The sequence below is a fragment of the Cupriavidus sp. 01T418 genome (assembly GCF_056398885.1).
The window spans coordinates 24,693-44,170 of the sequence record NZ_JBFTQG010000045.1 but is presented as its reverse complement, the minus strand read 5'-3'; the positions used below and the strand labels follow the sequence as shown (position 1 = coordinate 44,170).

The following is a 19,478-nucleotide window of genomic DNA, read 5'->3' as shown; positions in this document are numbered from 1 at the left end:
TCTCGCCTTTGCGAAGCGTCGCGTCGCATGCCAGCGGCTTATCCGCCGCTTAGTGCCTGCTTCTCCCGCGCTGTACCCTCCGGCCAGAACCCTCCACGCCAACCGTGTTGTGCGCTTCGCATGCGAACTTTTTCCATGCGAGTCTCCTCATGTTCAGCCCTGGCAGTACTGCCGGCACAGATAGCGCGCGCAGCATCCCGAATGCGCGCGCCCTGACCGGGAAGGATTACAAGACGCTAGCCCTCGCCGCCCTCGGAGGGGCGCTCGAGTTCTACGATTTCATCATCTTTGTCTTCTTCGCCACCGTCATCGGGCAGTTGTTCTTCCCGCCGTCGGTGCCGGACTGGCTGCGCCAGTTGCAGACCTTCGGCATTTTTGCCGCGGGCTACCTGGCGCGCCCGCTGGGCGGCATCATCATGGCCCACTTCGGCGACCTGCTTGGCCGCAAGAAGATGTTCACGCTGTCGATCCTGCTGATGTCGGTGCCGACCCTGCTGATGGGCCTGCTGCCGACCTACCATGCAATCGGCCTGCTGGCGCCGTTGGCGCTGCTGCTGCTGCGCGTGATGCAGGGCGCCGCCGTGGGCGGCGAAGTGCCCGGCGCCTGGGTGTTCGTCTCCGAGCACGTTCCGGCGCGGCGCACCGGCTACGCCTGCGGCACGCTGACAGCGGGGCTGACCGCCGGCATCCTGCTGGGCTCCCTGGTGGCTACCGGCATCAATACCATCTTCACCCCGGCGGAGCTGGTGGACTGGGGCTGGCGCGTGCCCTTCCTGCTGGGCGGCGTGTTCGGCATCGGCTCGATGTACCTGCGCCGCTGGCTGCACGAAACCCCGGTGTTCGCCGAACTGCAAAAGCGCAAGGCGCTGGCCGCGGAGATGCCGCTCAAGACCGTGGTGCGCGATCATCGCGGCGCGGTGGCGGTGTCGATGCTGCTGACCTGGATGCTTTCGGCCGCCATCGTGGTGGTGATCCTGATGACGCCCACCTTCCTGCAGAAGATCTACGGCTTCGATGCGCGCACGGCACTGGTAGCCAATAGCGTCGCGACGCTTTGCCTGACCGTTGGCTGCGTGGTGGCCGGCCTGATGGCCGACAAGATCGGCCCCCGGGTCACGCTGATCAGCGGCGGCCTGCTGCTCGCGATCAGTTCCTACGTGTTCTACAGCGCCCTGCACACGCGTCCGGACCTGCTGATTCCGCTATACGCAGTAGCCGGCTTCTTCGTCGGTACCATCGGCGCGGTGCCGTACGTGCTGGTCAAGGCGTTCCCGGCGCAGGTCCGGTTTTCCGGACTGTCTTTCTCGTACAACCTGTCCTATGCGATCTTTGGCGGGCTGACGCCGATGATCGTGACGCTGATGCTCAAGAACGATCCCCTCGCCCCCGCCTATTACGTGGTGGCGCTGTGCTTGCTGGGCATGGTGACGGCGTTGTTCGTCAAGGACCGCTCGCTCGCCTGAGTCTGCGTGGCGGACGAAAAAAGGGAGGGTCGCATCGCGCCCTCCCTTTTTCGTGCCCGCGTGATCTGAATACGCGGCGGCCCGGTGCGCCCGCCTAGCGGTGGTGCGCCTTGAAGAAGGCCCACATCAACGCACTCGCGTCCGGACCGATCGGCGCGTGATAAGCGTAGTCGCCATCGCCGCCGCTCCAGGCGTGATCCAGGCCGGACACTTCGCACAGCGCGACCATTTCCCGATTCCAGACCCCGAAGCTGGTTTCGATATAGTCCCCGGTGGGCAGGATGGCCGTGGATGCAAGGCCATGGATGGCTTGCGCCGGCACCGCACCCTCCGCTGCTTCCCTGGCCGTCCAGCCGCCTGCGCGAGCGGGACGCCGCGCCACGGCGCCACTCGCCGGGTTGTCCATGCGATCGGGCAGCCCGTTGTAGGCCAGGAACTGGCGTGCCAGCAGGCGGGCGTTGACCGGATGCACCGCGCCGTCGTCCATGCCATGGAGGACGATCGCCGGCATCTTCGGGCCGCCCGAAGTGACGCCGGCGGCATCGAGCAATACAGCAGGATCCACGCTGGAACCTTGCTGCATCGCGCGCAGGCCATCGCGGGGCGTGCATGCCGCCCCGATCACCACACCGGAATGCAGGCCCACCGCCGCAATCTTCTCGGGGTAGCGCAAGGCCACCACGGCTGCCATGCTGGCGCCCGCCGACAATCCTGCCAGGTAGACCCGGTCGGCCCGCACGTCCGGTCGCGCGGCCAGCGCGTCGATCAACACCGCCAGTGCTTGCGCCTCACGGCCACCTTCGGCGGCGCCCAGGTCGAACCATTGCCAGCAGCGCATCATCTGGCGCCGCAGCGGTTGCTGCGGATAGGCCACCATGAAGCCCTCGCGCTCGGCCAGCGCGTTCATGCGGGTACCGGCGGCAAGGTCCTCCGGGGTCTGCCTGCAGCCGTGGAGCATGACCACCAGGGGCATGGGCCTCTTGCGCGCGTGGGATGGCACATACAGCCAATAGGACAAGCGGGGAACCAGTTCACCAGGCAGCGGTGCCAGCCGGTATTGGTGGGACGCCCATTCGCCGGGCGTAGAAGTACGCGGCGGCAAGGGCAGCGGCGCTGGGGAGCGCGCCCTCAGGCGCGGCGCTGTGGGGTTGAGGCTAGCGATACGGTCGATCCACGATTTGAGTTGGCGCGCGGTCTGAGGCTGCACCCGGCTGATCTGCCGGAGTTGTGCATGCCCGTCCGCCCAAAGGCTTTTGGCCATGAAGACTCCTGCTATCGACATTGGTGCGTTGCAGCATAACACAACAGGAAGGGGGAGCAGCCGTCGCTCTTTGGCAACATGCCAAGCAAACCAGACATTATCCTGCTAAGCGGATTCTGATATGCGCTATGGGACGCACTTAAGGAGACACTTCAGGATGCATTCCAGAAAAAACAAAAACCCTGAACTCGCCACACGAAAGAATGTGGGTCGGCCGCGTAGGACGGACACTGACAGCACGCCCGCGCAAACGCGGCTATGTTCAGGCTATATGCCCCAGCGCGCGAAGAACGCAAGGAAAACGTCCCTGTTATCCATCCACCGCTGGCGGTCGACATGGCCTCCGGTATCTGTATCCATATGCGGGACTATTATCCTTTCGCCGTGCGCGCAGGCCTGGCGGCTTTCCTGATGATTGCCGGACTGGCGTCGGCCGTTGCGCAGGCCAACACGCCACCTTCGCTGTCAAAGCTGGCCAGATTGCTGCTGGGTACGGTCCAGGGCAAAGGCACCGGCATGAGCGGCGTCACACGCCTGACCGGCGGCAGTGCCGGCGCCGATGCGGAACTCAGCGCGGCATGCCAGGAGTTGACCCGGGCCGGGCCGTATATGCTGGATGGCGCGACGCGCCTGGAAGGATGCAATGCCTCCCCCGGCAAGCATGTGTCGTTCCGTCTCAGGCTGGTTGGCGTGGACGCCACGCGCGAAGGCACCATGGCCTTCATGGCAAGCGCCGGTCCCGTGCTGGCACGGGGGATCTGCCGCAACCCCGACGTACCGGTGCTGGGCAGGCTCGGTGTCACGCTCAATTACCGCTATCTGGGGAATGGCAACCAGCCGGTGGGAGAAGTCACGATCACGCCGCAACGCTGTGCAGCAAATTAAGGACTAGCTGGACAGCTGGACTGGCGGCTACCCTGGCCACGCGCCTGGCATCTCATCGCTTCTCCTGGGCACATTCCTGGCGATACGCTTCGTCGAGCCTCTTGCGATCGGCCTGCCGCTCCAGCATGGGATGGGTCCTGCCATCGGCGGTGGTCACGCTGGACTTGCTGGTGGACCATTGCGTCCCCGCGGGCAGCGCATTCCTCTTGTCGAGCAGGTTCTGGCAATGGGTGCGCTGGGATGGCGTGAGCGTCCCGTCCGCCGCCGGCCCGGCATTGTCGGTGGCCGGATCCAGCAGGAGCCGCGGCGGTGGCGGCGCGATCATTGGCGCAGGGACTTCCAAGCCGGCGGCGATGCCGGCCTGGCCGGCGAGAAACCCGAAGCCCAATGCGGCAGCCATGACGATTGAAGCCCGTTTCATTTCAGTTCTCCACGGCGGGGGGCGCAAGGTGCCTTCCGCGAGTATTTTTTCCAGGAGACGCCCTGCCGGCAGATACCGAAAACACAAGTTTCCGATGCCACTACCTGAAAGTGAAAGCCGGGAGCCACCTGCAATGCAAACACGATCCGGACTTTATCTACGTTCCTTGCCGTTGCCTGCTCGACCACTACGATTGCGCAGCTGCTCAAGCTCGAGCAGCGCATCCGCAAGCATACTCTTGACTTGACGCGCGCGTTTTCCTCCAGCACGTTGCGCACTTTGCGGCGCTCGCTACCGCTTGCTGGCCATGCGCGCCAGTCCTCGCCGCTTTTCGTTGCAATTTGAGACTTGTCTCAGACCGAGCGCCGGAATCGCCGCTTATCCTGCTCAGGCACCTCCCGCCTCGTGTTCGTCCGAGCGAAGCCTGCGCCTGGAGGCGCTTTGTTCCTGTGCTGTTCGTGCCGCCGACGATTCGTCGTGCGGCGCTTTTTTTCCTCGGCGCAGCCAGTTGTCCGGTTCGAAACGAAAGCCCTCCTCTTCGCGGCATCCGTGCCGCAAGCCCTTACAGCTTGCGTCAGGTATGCGTGGCCCGACGCCGCGCATACCTGCGCCCGCGCAGGAGCAATACCATGCCATTGAAAATCCTGATTGCCGATGACCATCCTGCCATCACACTCGCGGTCAGGAGCCAGTTGCGAGGCCAGACCGGTTGGGAGGTCTGCGGGGATGTCCACAGCGCCAGCGAACTGCTGCATGCCACGCGCGCGTTCCGGCCCGATATCGTCGTCACCGACTACCACATGCCCTGCCGCAACGCGAGCGATGGGATCCGCCTGCTCGCCAATCTGAGGCGGCATTTTCCGGCGCTAGGGGTTGTCGTGTTCACCATGATCACCAACCCCCTGGTCTTGCGCGCCATCCTGAATGCCGGGGCGCATGGCCTGCTGCTCAAGGACTCGCACCTGGAGGAACTGGTGACCGCCATCATCCGTGTCGAGCGCGGGCTGCGCTTTATCGGTGAATCCGCCGCGCGCGTACTGGAGCAGTCCGGCGCCTATTACGCGCCGGGCCGTGCCGGCGCCCTGCGTTTGTCCGTGCGGGAGTCCGAGGTCATGCGCCTGTACCTTAGCGGCAATTCGGTCACCGGGATCGCCGGGCAGCTATGCCGCAGCGTCAAGACGATCAGCCGCCAGAAAAACAGCGCCATGCGCAAGCTCGGAGCCACCAATGAACGCGAGTTGTTCGACTTCGCGGCGCAACAGGGACTGGTGCTCCCGCAGCAGGACGATGCGCCGGCAGGCACGCCGGACAGCCAGTACGAGTGGCTATAATCGCAGCGCCGCAGCAACCGCACGCGGTGTTTCTCTCCACCGCCGGTATTGCCCGCGCCGCCCAACCGCTCCAGTCGCCTTCATCGCCATGCCCGTCCCCGCCAGTCCCGCCGCGACCGCCGCCCCAGGCACCCGTTCCAATGCAAGCGGGCCACGGCGGGTGCCCGCCATGCTGGTGGCTGCGCCGGCCTCCGGGCAGGGCAAGACCACGGTCACCGCCGCGCTGGCGTGGCTCCACCGCCGCCAGGGCCGCACGGTGCGCGTCTTCAAGAGTGGCCCCGACTTCCTCGACCCGTCCATACTCGCGGCCGCCAGTGGTGCCCCGGTCTACTCGCTGGACCTGTGGATGACCGGTGCCGACGATGCCGCGGCGCGCCTGGCGCAGGCAGCGGGGGAAGCCGACCTGATCCTGGTGGAAGGTGTCATGGGGCTGCACGACGGCACGCCCAGCAGCGCCGACCTGGCACACCAATTCGGCTTGCCCGTACTCAGCGTGATCCAGGCCGGTGCGATGGCGCAGACGTTCGGCGCGCTGGCCTACGGCCTCGCGGGCTACGGCCGCCAGCCCCTGGCATCCATGCAAGTGCTGGCCAACGGCGTGGGGTCCGTGCGGCATGCCGACATGCTGCGGGAGAGCCTGCCGGCCCATATCGCCTGGGCCGGCGCGCTCGCGCGCGACAACGCAGCCTCACTGCCCGAGCGGCACCTGGGCCTGCTGGCGGCCGACGAACTGCCCGATCTCAATGCGCGGCTGGACCGTCTGGCGGACGCGCTGGCCGGGCAGCCGATCGGCGCCCTGCCAGCTGACGTGGAGATCGCCGCGGCGCCGCCATTGCCAACGCTGGCACCGCTGCTGGCCGGCCGGACCATTGCGGTCGCGCGCGATGCCGCTTTCCGCTTTCTTTACCCGGCCAACCTCGATGCCCTGCAGGCACTCGGCGCGCAATTGATCTTCTTCTCCCCGCTGGATGACCCCGGCATGCCTGCCTGCGACGCGCTCTGGCTGCCCGGCGGCTATCCGGAACTGCACGCGGCACGCCTGTCGGCCAACACCGGCATGCTGGCCGCGCTACGCAGCGCCCATGCCGCGGGCCTGCCGATCCTGGCGGAATGTGGCGGCATGATGGCTTTGTTCGAGACGCTGGTGGACAAGGCCGGGCAACGCCACGCCATGGCGGGCCTGCTGCCTGGCGCGGTAACGATGCAAGCCCGCCTCGCCGCGCTGGGCCATCAGCAGCTTGCGCTGCCGGAAGGCACGGTGCGGGGCCACACCTTCCACTACTCCAGCGCGCAAACCGCGCTGGTGCCCTGCTGTCATGCCACCGTGCCGCGCGATGGCTCACGTGGCGAGGCCGTATTCCGGCAGGGTGCGCTGACCGCGTCGTATGCGCACCTCTATTTCCCGTCCAATCCGCTGGCCATTGCGGCGCTGTTCGGTGGCAGGAGCGACGGGATCCACTGATAGCGGGAAGGCAGTACCCTGGCTGCGGCAATGACTCAGGCGGCGTCGGCCTTGTCCTGCCGCGTACGCAACACGGCCTCGGCGATGCCGGCCTCGAGTTGCTCCAGCCCCTTGGAAAGATTGCGCATGGTGGTTTCGGAAACCTTGTCCAGCACGTCCTGCAAAAACGCCGAGCGCAACGGCAATGCTTGCTCGACAATGCCATGGCCCAGCGCCGACAGCGTGACATTGGTCACGCGGTTGTCGCGCTCGCTGGTATTGCGCTCCACCCAGCCCAGTTCCTGCAGCGCCTTGAGCTGGCGTGTGAGCGCGCCGGGGTCCATGCCGACCCGGTCGGCAAGCGGCTTCTGCGCGATGGGGCCGGCATGGCCGTGCAAGGCATAAAGAATGCGCCAGCGCGGCATCGGGTGGCCGACGCACTGCTCGAAAGCCGACGCATAAGCCCGGTAAGTTCGCCCGAACTGCTGCAGTACAGCCAGGCTTTGGCGCTCCAGTTCCACTTCGATCTCCTGCTTGCCGCACCGTATATGGGACGGGCGGCGTTACGACCAACTCGATTCCTTCGACCTGCCCAGGCTATTCTAATCCGTGGCCATGACCGGCTTGACAGCACGCTCCAGCTTGATCGGCGGCACCCGGCGCGAGCGCCACAGGCCGAGCACGGCGATCACCGCCGCCAGCGCCAGTCCGATGTGGATGGCGCTGACCAGCGACAACCTGGCCTGCTCCAGCAACAGGGCGCCATTGTGCCCGGCAGCCTGCAGGTGCGACAGCAGGCTGGCCTGCGCCGCGTGATCGATCAGGATCTGCGGATCCGCCATGCGCTCCTGCCATTCCCCGGCGCCGGCCTTCTGCAGCGCATCATGCACGCCGCCGATGTAGCTACGCGTAACCAGCGTGCCGACGACGGCGGTGCCCACCATGCCGCCCACCATGCGCAGCGACTGCAGCATCGCCGTGGCAATGCCAAGGTGTTCGCGGCCCGCCGCCTGCTGCGCGAAGACCGTCAGGTTCGGCATGACGAAGCCCAACCCCAAGCCGCACAGCAGCATGATGCCCATCAACAGAGGATGCGGCATCCCGCGCGTTGCCTGCGACAGGCCAAGGCAAGCCAGCGCCAGCATGGAAAAGCCGGCGTACAGCATATTGTTAGGCAGGCGGATCCGCGTGATGATGCGGCCGTTGATGATACTGCCCACCGTAGTGCATACCACCAGCGGCGTCACCAGCACACCCGCCTCCTTCGGCGAATAACCAAACCCTCCCTGGAACAGCAGCGGCGCGTACAACAGCAGCGAGAACATCGCGAAACCCATGAGCACCGACAGCAGGAACAGCGGCGCCAGCCCGGGATTGCGGAACATCTCCAATGGCAGGATCGGGTTCGGGGTGCGGCGCTCCCATTGCCATAGCGCCACCAGCGCGCATACCGACATCGCCAGCAAGCTGCCGGTAAGCAGCCCGAAACCACGCTCGGGCATCAGTTCCACGCACAGTTGCAAACCGCCCAGCCCCATGCCGATAAGCGCCGCGCCGAGCCAGTCCACCTTGATTGCGCCTGTGTGCGCCTGCTGGCGCAGATGCGGCAGATAGCGCCAGGCAAACCACAATCCCAGCAGGCCCACCGGCAGGTTCACATAGAACACCGCCCGCCATCCGTAGGCCTCGGTCAGCACGCCGCCGAGCGATGGCCCGATCGCATTGGCGATACCGAAGGCGGTGCTCAGTATTACCTGCCAGCGCAAGCGCACATGGGAATCGGGGAACAGGTCCGGGACACAGGCAAAGGCGGTGCCCACGAGCATGCCGCCGCCAATCCCCTGCAGGCCACGGGCCAGTACCAGGAAAGGCATGCTGGTTGCCATGCCGCACAGCGCCGAGGCCAGCGTGAACACGACGATCGATGCCATCACGAACGGTCTGCGCCCRTAGTAGTCACCCAGCCGGCCGAAGATCGGCACCGTGATCACTGACATCAGCAGATAGGCCGTCGCCACCCAGGCGTAGTACTCGAACCCCTGCAACTCGGCCACCACCGTGGGCAGCGCGGTCCCGACCACTGTCTGGTCAAGTGCTACCAGCATCACCACGAAGGCAATGCCCAGCATCGCCATCAGGGACTCGCGGAACGGCAGCACCTGCCCACTGCTATGCGCCTGGTGAGGCTGCGAAATCATTTTGTTGGCCGATCAATGATTGTAGAGTCAAGTATTATAGGACAGGATTGGAGACATTGCGCGCAGGGTTGTGCGGTGACAAAAGAAACCGGAGGTGGAACAAATCTCTACATGCCCGTAGTGCTACACGAGGGCTCCTTCTTCGGCCATCGCCTTTGGCTCCTGTGCGAGAGTCTGACGCGTAATGCCCGGCATCATGGCGATGCATATCCTGTGAAATTGCGATGTCCGCGCAATGTTCGAAAGCGCTCGTTGCATCGCCGTGTGCAAGACGCATCAGACGGCGTCCAATCCTGGTGCGAGTAGAGTGCAACGTCGTGTCTTCGAACAACTGAAACTGGCACGATTTCCCATGTTACTGGCAGCAGTTCCTAAAGTGCTCAAGCAAGCCGTGAGTTGGAAACCGTTCGATTGGCGTTTTGAGGCACCGCAGGATGCCGGCGGCTCAACAGGCCCGGTCTCTCAACGCCTTGCGCATGCCAGTTGTCACGGCGATCGAAGCAATTACGAACAGCGCGCACAACGTGTAGATGGCGGCGTCCAGACTCCCCGTCTGCGTCTTGATAGCGCCGACCACAGCAGGGCTGACGCCCGAGATGCTAGCAAGGGTATTAATGAATGCTATGCCAGCTGGAGCCTGCTCCTTGCGCAAATAGCGCGTAACCAAAGCCCAAAAGACCGGCATGGAAGACACCAATGCACCGCCGGCGAACGTCATCGCCACGATCGTCCAAGGCAGGCTGTTGGCAATTGTCCACGCCAAGGCGAGGAAGCCCGTAGCGGACACCAGGAAAGCCAAACCCCAATGCAGTCGTTGTTCATTGTGACGGTCAGCGTGGCGGGCGTAGAGCACCATGGAGACTACCCCAAAAAAATTGGGAATTACCGCATAGACTCCCACCATCTGCACGTCTGCGACGCCAAGTTCCTTGATAATGGTTGGTGTCCAGAAAGCCAGAAAGTATCCGGCACATCCGTAGATAAAAGCGCCGAAGCCCAACAGATAGACATACGGATCGCGAAGAGCACCCATTGAAGAATGTCCGGCTATAGCGCCTGCGCTGTCCTCGTGCAGTGCATGCTCAACGACGGCACGCTCGGCACTGCCGAGCCACTTTGCCTCATGAGGACCATTGGGCAGGATGAGATACACCACGACGCCCAGCAGCACCGTTGGTGCACCTTCCAGCAGGAACATCCACTGCCAGCCTTCCCATCCATATGATCCATGCATGTTCTTCAGAATCCAGCCAGAAACAGGGCTGGTGATGAGGGCTGACGCCACTTGCGCTGTCATGAATAGGGCCATCACTCTTGATCTGCGCGCGGCCGGGTACCAGAAAGTCAGGTAGAGCACAACCCCCGGGAAAAAGCCGGCCTCGAACACGCCGAGGAGGAGGCGCATCACGTAAAACTGGGTCGGAGTCCGCACGAACATCATGCTCGCCGAAGCCAGGCCCCATAGCACCATGATGCGCAGGATAGTTGCACGCGCCCCGATGCGACGCAGCAGCATGTTGCTGGGTACTTCGAAGAGAGCATAGCCGACGAAGAACATAGCCGCGCCAAGGCCGTACACTGCATCGCTGAAGCCCAGCGAGCTCTTCATCTGCAGCTGGGCAAAGCCGATGTTGGCTCGATCCACGAAGTTCAGAAGGTAGCAGGCAAACAACAACGGTATCAACCGGCGGGTAATCTTGTCGAATACGGCGTCGGCTTCGGCTGGAGATCTGGGGGAAGCCGTAATGCCCGACAAATCTTGAATGGTCGATGACATAGTGTTGTCTCCTGTCTTTTTGTACGAACCTGAAGCACACGCCGTTGGGCTGGCGAGATGCGAGGGTTCGTCATTTCGGTAGGCTGCCGGCTCTCCTGCCTTCTCGGCAAATCTGGATGCTGGCCAACCGTTGGTGCAAGGTCGCGCTCAGCTCACGGCTTATAGTTCTTCCTTGCTCGGCCTGGGGTGCATTGAATTCTGCGGATAAGTTCTTGCCCAAAGCAGTATCAGCTCGATTGACTTCGTCAGAATGTCAAATCGATTCGCTACAGCAGAGGCTGCATACAGGCGAATGATCCTGACAATTGCGAGCGGACTCTTACAACTGCTTTCATAACCGTTCGCGTCGGCATCATGTCGCCCCACCGGGAGACAGATTCAGACCTGACAAGTCCAGAGCAAGCAACGAAACTCGAGTCGGTCGCACCCGTGAGGCGCAGAGTCGACCCGGCCGACCCTCGCTCGCAAGGGTACGAGCCAGCAAATGGAACGCCGACTGTGGATCGCCTGTTAGCAACCCAGCGTCCTTGCCAATTCGTCCAGGCCAGCTACCATCAAATCGAATCGACCAGGCTCTGGGGTCGCCTCCACTACGCGACCAGCCCCATATTCCAGCGGCCGCGAAACGTAACATGTCCGCAGCCCGCACTTCGCCGCCGCGTCCAGGTCCGAAGGGTGTGAGGCCACCAGCATCACTTCGTGTGGCTGACAGCCAAGCAAACCAGCCGCACCGAGATAGGTCTCCGGATCTGGCTTGTAGTGACGGAACACGTCTGCACCAAATATCGCGTCCCACGGGAGTCCCACCGTCTTCGCCATCCGCACGAGCAGCGCGACGTGCCCGTTCGATAAAGGCGCAATCACATACCGCGTACGCAGCCGGTGCAACCCCGCTACAGAGTCTGGCCAAGCCGGCAGCTCGTGCCACATGCTAACCAGCTCATCGATGGCCGCGTCGTCTAGCCCAGTAATTCCGAACTCAGATACCAGCCTCTCCAGCGACTCTCGCTGCAGTACATCCAACACAGCCCATTCTCGCTCGCCCGTTCGAACACGCCGTAACGAGGGCGGATATGCCATCCGCCACCCATCCACGAGCATTGGCCAGTCAGCGACGATCCCGCGCGCCTTACCCCATCCCTCAAGGCGAGAAATCAGCCCTCCTCGCCAATCCACAACTGTTCCAAAGGTATCGAAGAGCAGCGCTCGTACAGCAATCATGGTCACAGATCCTATCTTGTTCGGTTCCAAATCAAATCAGACTTCCGAAGGGAATACTTTCAAGCTTGATGTGCCGACGGCACTCCGCCCCTAGATGAAGTACTCTGGCTCGGCCGTGGGCGGACCGCTCAGCAGAAAGTCGAAATCACACCCTTCGCTCGCAGGCAGTACGTGCCGTTGAAACAATGCTCCATAGCCACGCTGGTAGTGAGGTTCGGGCTGCGTCCACTGCTCCCGGCGCGCTGCCAACTCCTCCTCAGACACGTGCAAGTGAATGCGGTGGGCCTCCACATCGATTTCAATCTCATCCCCATCGCGCACCAGCGCGAGAGGGCCGCCCAGATGGCTTTCCGGAGTTACGTGCAGTACGACCGCCCCATAGCTCGTTCCGCTCATGCGTGCGTCGGAGATTCGCACCATGTCGCGTACACCTTGCTCAAGAAGTTTTCGCGGAATTGGCAGCATGCCCCACTCCGGCATGCCTGGTCCGCCTTGCGGGCCAGCTTCTCGCATCACCAATACAGAGTTCGCATCGACTTCCAGATCCGGGGCGTTGATGCGTGCCTCCAGATCTGCACGGCATTCGAACACAACTGCCTTGCCGCGATGTTTCAACAGATGTGGGCTAGCTGCACTCGGCTTGACTACGCATCCGCCGGGTGCGAGGTTGCCGAACAGCGCTGCAAAACTGACCTGGGCTTTCGGGTTCGAGAGCGGGCGTATCACTTCGGGGTTGAATACCTCGGCGCCAGCGATGTTTTCGCCAATTGTTCGACCGCTGACGGTGGGCCGTGTCAAGTCCAGGCTATCTTTAAGGACGTTCATCAGAGCAGGTAAACCACCGGCCTCATAGAAGTCCTCCATCAGAAAACGCCCGGACGGCAAGATGTCAACCAATACTGGTGTCTCCTGCGCCACCGAATCCAACCATTTCAGGTCGATGGGGATGCCCGCCCGGCGCGCCACGGCAATCAGATGGATGGCTGCATTGGTTGAGCCACCAAGCGCAAAGTTGATGACAGCCGCATTGCGTACAGATGCTTCGCTAAGCAATCGACGGGGTCGAAGGTCCTCCCAAACCATGTCCACCACGCGCCTCCCGGCCTCGCTGGCCATTCGACGCTGCAGCGCATCCACAGCCGCCAGCGATGATGTCATTGGCAAAGCAAGACCGAGCGCCTCGGCGATGGCAGTCATCGTCGAAGCTGTACCCATGGTGTTGCAGGTACCAACCGTTCGCGCACTACCTGCTTCAATCTCCGACCAGCTTTGGAGCGTGATCCTGCCGGCCCGCAGTTCAGCTCCGTACTTCCACCCGTCAACACCACTACCCAGCTTCTCCCCGCGCCAGAGTCCGTGCAGCATGAACCCGGCCGGCACGTAGATGCAGGGGATATCCATGCTGATCGCTCCCATGAGCAAAGCCGGCGTCGTCTTGTCGCAGCCACCGAGCAGCACCGCGCCGTCAATGGGGTGGCTGCGCAGCAGCTCCTCCGTCTCCATGGCGAGAAAATTGCGGTAGAGCATGGTCGTTGGCTTAACCATGATCTCGCCAAGAGACATCGCCGGCAGCTCGACGGGATACCCACCGGCCTCCCAAACGCCGCGCTTGACCACCTGTGCGACGTCCCGCAAGTGGCCGTGGCAGGTACTCATGTCCGACCATGTATTTATGATCGCAATAACGGGCTTGCCAGCGAAGTCGGCATCTGACAGGCCGTTTTGCAACGTCCGCGACCGCGGCGCAAATGAGTATGGTCCGAGTCCCAGCCAGCGCTGGCTCCGAAGGTCCTTAATATCACGCTTGCTCATTTGCGAATCCTCTTGGCAGACGCGGGGTCACGCAGAACGCCCCGGGTGAAAAGCTCGTACGTCGCTTGACTGCGGCGACTTATAACCTCGTCGGCGTAGGGATCGACATCCAGCATCTGCTCAACTGCCGGACCAAGCAATAGTGGTCCAAAGTGCAAGAACAGCACGTGGAAAGGAGACCATTGGAGGTCGAGGTCTTCTCTAAGCAAGCCGAAGCGCTTCATCTCTCCCTGCATCTCACGCACAAGGAGGATGAAGCGATTGAAGACCTGCCTGCTAGCCGGATCGTCCTCAAGAAAGGAGCGGCGCAAGTAGGCGCGAAGCTCCGGATACGCTGCCATCGTTCGTGCCAGAGCATTGGTGACCGCCACGAGCCGCTCCTCTGGCGACCCTTCGTGCACAAGGGCCAGAGGCTCGGTAAAGACTCGCACCATGAGCTCATCAACCTCCTCTTTAAGTCGGTCTTTAGAGCCAAAGTAGTGGGTAATCAGCCCCGCAGTAACACCAGCTGCCTCCGCGATATCTCGCATCGAGGCCCTGGCGACGCCGCGCTCGGCGAAAAGCCGAAGCGCAGCGTCCCGGAGGCGAGCGCGGGCCGTAACATCCTCAGCCCTCGCAAGAATGACTTCAGAATTCATGTGCCACTCCCCATCAGTTTCGCTGTACCGCGTCCTAGTGCAAGCGACGTTCCAAAATTGTTGTGCATGAGCTTCTTAAGCCCAGTCGGGAACTGCGCCAGCGCTGCGCGCTCGATCGGTGCCAACCGGCGCTGAGCTGCGGCATCCCCCGCGAAGGCGGCCACGCAAAGCTCGGGCTCTACATTGGGTAGTGCACCAAGCGCCCCGGCACAACCCACGGGACCTGCATAGGACAGTAGACTGTCAACGCCGGTATATACGTAGCCTTTGAACAAATCCAACTCTGCGAGCAGTCGCCGAGAATCGAGTCCGGAATCCTTGATGCCTTGGATGGGTAGATTGTTGAGTTCCTCCAACGGCAGGCCAGGCGGGGAGACCGCTGGCATGTGGTAACCGAGCACTGGTCGTCCTGCTGCAGCCTCCGCAATGGCCGTGTAGTACTCCAAAAGATTGGCCGACCCACGGGGTGGCAGCGCCAACACAGCGTCCGCCCCGGCCTCGACGGCCGAGATCGTCAACCGAACGGCCGTCGCCACCTCGTCGGCTCCCGTACCCGCCAGGACGGGCACGTCTAATGGCAACGCCAATCGCGCACTCCGCACCAACTCAGCTCGGTCAACTTCGGATAACGCCCAGAACTCTCCGGTGGTACCGGCCAGCAGTACCGCGCGCACGCCTCGCTCCACCACGCGCACCGCATGCGCGATGGTGGCAGCAACATCCACGGCGCCCGCATCGTCAAACAGGGTAACTAACGCGACACCTACGCCGCGGAACAGAGGTTCTGAATTTGACATTTTTCCATCCGCTATACAAGTGAATTGTTTACTATACATCAGTATAGTCGCGCGCAAACAGGAATACAACCGCGTTCCAAATCATGTGAAATAGGGATCTCTCAGGGGACACTGTGAACACAACGCCAGTCACAGTTCTGCGTTTGACGTCTACGGACCGCGCGAGCAGGGCCGATACGCAGCCTTGCCTCGACCACCTCGGACGGCCCGCAGTCGGTCTCAGCGAGTAAGGAAGACCAGTATTTGGTCGGCAAGCCTGCCGTACGGCGGCATTAGTGGTTTCAAGCTTGACCAGCGAGATTGATGAAAGATTGGGCGCAATTTAGAAAACGTAAGAAAGCCTTCAAACCCGTGGTAATGCCCCATGCCCGACTCACCTACACCACCAAATGGCAGGTCATCCTGGCCCACATGCAGCAACGCGTCATTGATGGAGACGCCACCGGACATCACATGGTTGATAATCTGACTTTGCACTGCGCAGTCGTTAGTAAAGGGGTACAAGGCCAACGGTCGCGGACCAATATTGATGCGCTCGATGACATCGTCCAGACTGCGATAGGGGACTAGCGGCAAGATCGGACCGAAGATCTCGCGCGACATCAGGACGCTGTTACCCGGCAGGTCAACAACGATGTGGGGGGCGATCCGATGATGCTCGTCATCGAATGCAGCCCCGCTGAGTAACGGTATCGTGGTCGCGCCACATGCCCGCGCGTCATCCAGCGCTATTTTCAACCGGTCATAGGCGCGGCCATCGATGATTGAGGTGTAGTCAGGCGAGTCCAGGCTCGGGTACCGCCGCGGGACAATTTCGAGAGCTATTTTTACAAACTCCTCCAGGCTTTGGTGCGGGACAAATGCATAGTCCACCGTTGTACAAATCTGACCCGCATTGAGATACTTTGTGTAGAGAATTCGTTCAGCAGCAGTGCGTAGATCAAAGTCCTCGCACACGATGGCTGGTGATTTCCCGCCCAACTCCAATGTAACTGGGCAGAGATTTTGCGCGGCAGCAGCCATCACCGATCGTCCGGTCGTGCCAGACCCCGTGAACAATAGATGGTCGAAAGGTAGTTTCGAGAACTCGATGCCCACCCCACCTGTCTCATCGACGAACTGCAACTTCTCGGATGGAAGGTAGGCAGGCATTCGCTCGATCAGCAAGTTCGCAAGATGACGCGAATTCTCACTCATCTTTACCATCGCGCGGTTACCAGCGGCAAAAATGCTGATCAAGGGCCCAAACGAAAGATTGAGCGGGAAGTTCCACGGAACGATCACACCCACAACTCCCAGCGGCTGTGGCACCACTCGATTTCTTGCCAGGCCATAGGCCAGGCGATCAATACCACGCCTTTGTGGACGAATCCATTGCTTCAGGCAATGCTGGGCGTGCCGGATCGCACCCAACACTGGGCCGATATCAGTCAAGAGCGTTTCGTGCCGAGAGCGGTGGCCAAAATCAGCACTGATTGCATCGATAATCGCCTGGCGGTTCTCCTTGATGAAGCGCGCCAGCGCATTCAAATCAGCCTTGCGCTCAGCCAGGCTCGGAACTGGATGATCGTGGTATGCGCGCCGTTGGCGATAGAGTACAGATGCGAGGTGCTGTTCAATCTCATTCATGAGGCGTCCCCCTCCTTATTAAGGCTCGAAGGCATCGCACGATGCATGACGAGCGCACGCCCCTGAAGACGAAATTTGCGCCGACTCTGCATCGCCATGCGTCGGATGGCTTCTAGCCGATTCTCGAAAATTGCTGCGCGAGGCCCAAGGCCCTACCCGCTCATCGAAAGACCTTCTCCCCTCGTCCTCATCGGTACGTTGAAGGAGGCGAACACACCAGACATCCTGTCGATTGAAAGACACCAGGAACTCCGCCAAACCGTATGGCTGAATTGCCAATGCCACGTCAGGCCGGCCTCCGATACGGAAAAAGGCGGCGGCGAACGAGTCCGCAGTGACCATCTGTTGACGTGAGTAACAGCCCACCCGCTGGGACCGGATCACCGGCAACAGGAGGCCCCTTCGAAGACGATCCAATTTGCGTGGTACAGAGAGACCAACGCGACGCCGCGAAACAGGGCCTCGAACCGACATGTCGCCAAAAACTATACAGGTGAATTATTTACTATACACTAATATAGTCCGGCATGAGAGAGATAGCAACCGGAATGCTGGAACATGCGAAACTGCCCTGCGGAGATTGCGCTCCGAGGAATCCGCGCTACCCGCAACGGATTCCTCGGAGACCGACTCAGCGGCAGCGACTATCGCTGGCCTGCAAAATGCCCGGCGAGAGGAAGACCTTTCGGCGAGCAACCGAGTCTCCCCGCATTGGCTGCGCCGACGAGGCTATTGGATGCCACACCCAGGCGTGCAGCCGAACCTCCGATGTGGCCCGTCACACCAGAGACGAATAGCCTTGTGCGGCCTTGGGGCGCTTGACCGTACTGGACTCACGACCAACAATGACAGCCCCGCGGCCACCAGCCCGCCTTGTAGCGATAGCTGGTATCAACGCCACTGGCTATGAGCACTCCGAGAAGCGGTGCACATGCAAAGCGGAAGCCCGAGAGGCTGGTCACCCGAAGCTAGCATCGGCGGCTTTCCCTAATGGCAGCGGATGCTCAGACGCTGAGCGCAAAAACGGACGAACTAAAGTGCGCCATGAGTCACCTAAACTTTCTTTTGTCAAGTGGAAAATCACTGAGACGCTTCCATCTCAAGTTTCCCTTTGCCACGCGATTTTTGCTTCCCGAAGAAATCCCTTTATTTTCAATAGGATAGCGAAATAAGCCATCTCAAGTTTCTTTTGTCGCCGCACAGGGTTGTGCGGTGACAACGAGCGGCTGAACGTCGAATGGAGGGGCCATTTCCATCGGCCACCCATTCGCAATGACCGGTGCCAGGCTAGTTGGACATGTCCTGCTTGAGGGTCGGCGGCGCCCGGGAGCAAGACATACAGTGGTAACGATGTGCATCGCCGGCGGCATGGGTGCAGCCGGTCTCTTCGAGATTTTCAGGTAGTCGGTCTGGAGCGGCTGGTCCAGACTTTGGTTCGGAATCGAACTCCACAATGACTCGCCTTCGAGATGCGGAATGCGGCCTGGCCTAAGTCAGGCCGCATTCAAAGTCAGGCAATGCGTGGCGCTCGGTGCAACAATGCGGCTTACTCGACCGCGATGCCCTTGTCGTGAATCACTTTGCCCCACTTGGCATAGTCCGCCTGGATCCGCTGTCCCATTTGCACCGGCGGCTGGTAGTTGGCAATGGCCCCGGCCTTCAGCAGTTTGTCCTGGATGTCCTTGTCAGCCAAAATCTTGCCGACCTCGCCGGCGATTCGGTCCACCACGGTCTTGGGCGTACCCGGCGGCGCTAGCAGCCCGCCCCAGGACACCGCGTCGTAGCCCTTGAAACCTTGCTCGGCGATTGTCTTGACGTCGGGCAACATGCTGACACGCTGCGGCGAGCCGACGGCGACTGCGCGCAGCTTGCCTGCCTGAATGTGCGGAAGTGCGGCGACGAGGTCGGCATACATGATTGGTACCTGGCCACCGATGGTATCGCTGATTGCTGGCACACCGCCCTTGTAGGGTACGTGCTGCATCTCAAAGCCGCCTATCTGCTTGAGCAGTTCCATGCTCAGGTGGCCGAAGCTGCCCGCACCCGAACTGGTGTAGTTAAGCTTGCCGGGCTGCGCCTTGGCCTGGGCGATAAGCGTCGGCAGGTCGGTCACTTTGGGCAGCAGCGTGGGATTGACCACTACGACGATCGGCAGGTCATAGACAGTAGCCACCGGCGTGAAGTCCTTGACCGTGTCGTATCCCGCCTTTCTGTACAAATGCGGCGCCAACAGCGTGGGCGTGGCCAGCATCATCAGCGTATAGCCATCGGGCGCGCTCTTGGCAACCTGGGCGGCGGCGATGGAACCCGATGCTCCGGGGCGGTTCTCCACCACCACCGGCTGCTTGAGGCGCTCGCCCAGCCTCTGGCCCACGATGCGCGACACGGTATCCGTGGGACCGCCCGGCGGGAACGGCACGATGAGCTTGATCGGCTTGCTGGGCCAGGATTGCGCGAAAGCGCCACCGGCCAGCAGTGGTGCGGCGGCCAGGGCCAGAAAGGCGCGACGCCGGGAGTGAACCATACGGGTGAGAGTTCGAATGCGCACGTTTGTTGTTCCAGGTTGAATCGGTGCAAGGGAAGCAAAGGTCCCCTTGCCTGGCG

General features: G+C 61.9%; 15 protein-coding genes and 1 pseudogene. 5 read left to right on the top strand and 11 right to left on the bottom strand.

Features of this window, described 5'->3' with window-relative positions; genetic code table 11:
- Positions 1-149: 149 nt before the first annotated feature.
- Entirely contained in the window at positions 150-1,463 is a 1,314-nt protein-coding gene (locus AC1DQ3_RS29595; RefSeq protein ID WP_477123686.1) for an MFS transporter, read from the top strand.
- A gap of 94 nt (positions 1,464-1,557) precedes the next feature.
- On the opposite strand, the gene AC1DQ3_RS29590 is transcribed toward AC1DQ3_RS29595, so the two are convergent.
- A complete protein-coding gene (locus tag AC1DQ3_RS29590) occupies positions 1,558-2,724 on the bottom strand; it encodes an extracellular catalytic domain type 1 short-chain-length polyhydroxyalkanoate depolymerase (protein WP_477123685.1) in 1,167 nt (388 codons plus the stop codon).
- Between the two features lie 258 nt (positions 2,725-2,982).
- On the opposite strand from AC1DQ3_RS29590, the gene AC1DQ3_RS29585 reads away from it, so the two are divergent.
- Entirely contained in the window at positions 2,983-3,609 is a 627-nt protein-coding gene (locus AC1DQ3_RS29585) for a hypothetical protein (protein WP_477123684.1), read from the top strand.
- Positions 3,610-3,661: 52 nt separating this feature from the next.
- On the opposite strand, the gene AC1DQ3_RS29580 is transcribed toward AC1DQ3_RS29585, so the two are convergent.
- A complete protein-coding gene (locus tag AC1DQ3_RS29580) occupies positions 3,662-4,030 on the bottom strand; it encodes a hypothetical protein (RefSeq protein ID WP_477123683.1) in 369 nt (122 codons plus the stop codon).
- Positions 4,031-4,659: 629 nt separating this feature from the next.
- Between AC1DQ3_RS29580 and AC1DQ3_RS29575 the strand changes: the two genes are divergently transcribed.
- Together AC1DQ3_RS29575 and AC1DQ3_RS29570 are read left to right on the top strand one after the other, a co-directional pair.
- Entirely contained in the window at positions 4,660-5,361 is a 702-nt protein-coding gene (locus tag AC1DQ3_RS29575; protein WP_477123682.1) for a response regulator, read from the top strand.
- 169 nt (positions 5,362-5,530) lie between these two features.
- A complete protein-coding gene (locus AC1DQ3_RS29570; protein WP_477123681.1) occupies positions 5,531-6,823 on the top strand; it encodes a cobyrinate a,c-diamide synthase in 1,293 nt (430 codons plus the stop codon).
- Positions 6,824-6,858: 35 nt separating this feature from the next.
- Here AC1DQ3_RS29570 and AC1DQ3_RS29565 read toward each other — a convergent pair whose 3' ends face one another.
- From AC1DQ3_RS29565 to AC1DQ3_RS29530, 8 genes are all read right to left on the bottom strand, one after another.
- Positions 6,859-7,323: a MarR family winged helix-turn-helix transcriptional regulator gene (locus AC1DQ3_RS29565; protein ID WP_477123680.1), complete on the bottom strand. Its 465-nt coding sequence runs from the start codon at positions 7,321-7,323 to the stop codon at positions 6,859-6,861.
- An 81-nt stretch (positions 7,324-7,404) separates the two neighbouring features.
- Positions 7,405-9,000, bottom strand: a complete 1,596-nt coding sequence (locus tag AC1DQ3_RS29560) for an MFS transporter (protein ID WP_477123679.1) — start codon at positions 8,998-9,000, stop codon at positions 7,405-7,407.
- Between the two features lie 445 nt (positions 9,001-9,445).
- On the bottom strand, positions 9,446-10,777 hold the full coding sequence (locus AC1DQ3_RS29555) for an MFS transporter (RefSeq protein ID WP_477123678.1): 1,332 nt from the start codon (positions 10,775-10,777) through the stop codon (positions 9,446-9,448).
- 510 nt (positions 10,778-11,287) lie between these two features.
- Positions 11,288-11,998 (bottom strand): haloacid dehalogenase type II, encoded by a 711-nt coding sequence (locus tag AC1DQ3_RS29550; RefSeq protein ID WP_477123677.1) that lies wholly within the window; start codon positions 11,996-11,998, stop codon positions 11,288-11,290.
- 90 nt (positions 11,999-12,088) lie between these two features.
- Complete coding sequence (locus tag AC1DQ3_RS29545; RefSeq protein WP_477123676.1) at positions 12,089-13,810, bottom strand: IlvD/Edd family dehydratase; 1,722 nt, start codon at positions 13,808-13,810, stop codon at positions 12,089-12,091.
- Positions 13,807-14,448, bottom strand: a complete 642-nt coding sequence (locus tag AC1DQ3_RS29540; RefSeq protein ID WP_477123675.1) for a TetR/AcrR family transcriptional regulator — start codon at positions 14,446-14,448, stop codon at positions 13,807-13,809. Before AC1DQ3_RS29540 ends, AC1DQ3_RS29545 begins: the two co-directional genes overlap by 4 nt.
- A complete protein-coding gene (locus AC1DQ3_RS29535; RefSeq protein WP_477123674.1) occupies positions 14,445-15,245 on the bottom strand; it encodes a dihydrodipicolinate synthase family protein in 801 nt (266 codons plus the stop codon). Before AC1DQ3_RS29535 ends, AC1DQ3_RS29540 begins: the two co-directional genes overlap by 4 nt.
- A gap of 219 nt (positions 15,246-15,464) precedes the next feature.
- A complete protein-coding gene (locus AC1DQ3_RS29530) occupies positions 15,465-16,874 on the bottom strand; it encodes a coniferyl aldehyde dehydrogenase (protein WP_477123673.1) in 1,410 nt (469 codons plus the stop codon).
- Between the two features lie 1,220 nt (positions 16,875-18,094).
- Here AC1DQ3_RS29530 and AC1DQ3_RS29525 point away from each other — a divergent pair.
- A pseudogene (locus AC1DQ3_RS29525) lies at positions 18,095-18,278 on the top strand (acetyl-CoA C-acyltransferase); the annotation flags it as partial.
- A gap of 142 nt (positions 18,279-18,420) precedes the next feature.
- Here the strand turns inward: AC1DQ3_RS29525 and AC1DQ3_RS29520 are convergent.
- Complete coding sequence (locus tag AC1DQ3_RS29520; RefSeq protein ID WP_477123698.1) at positions 18,421-19,398, bottom strand: Bug family tripartite tricarboxylate transporter substrate binding protein; 978 nt, start codon at positions 19,396-19,398, stop codon at positions 18,421-18,423.
- Positions 19,399-19,478 lie beyond the last annotated feature (80 nt).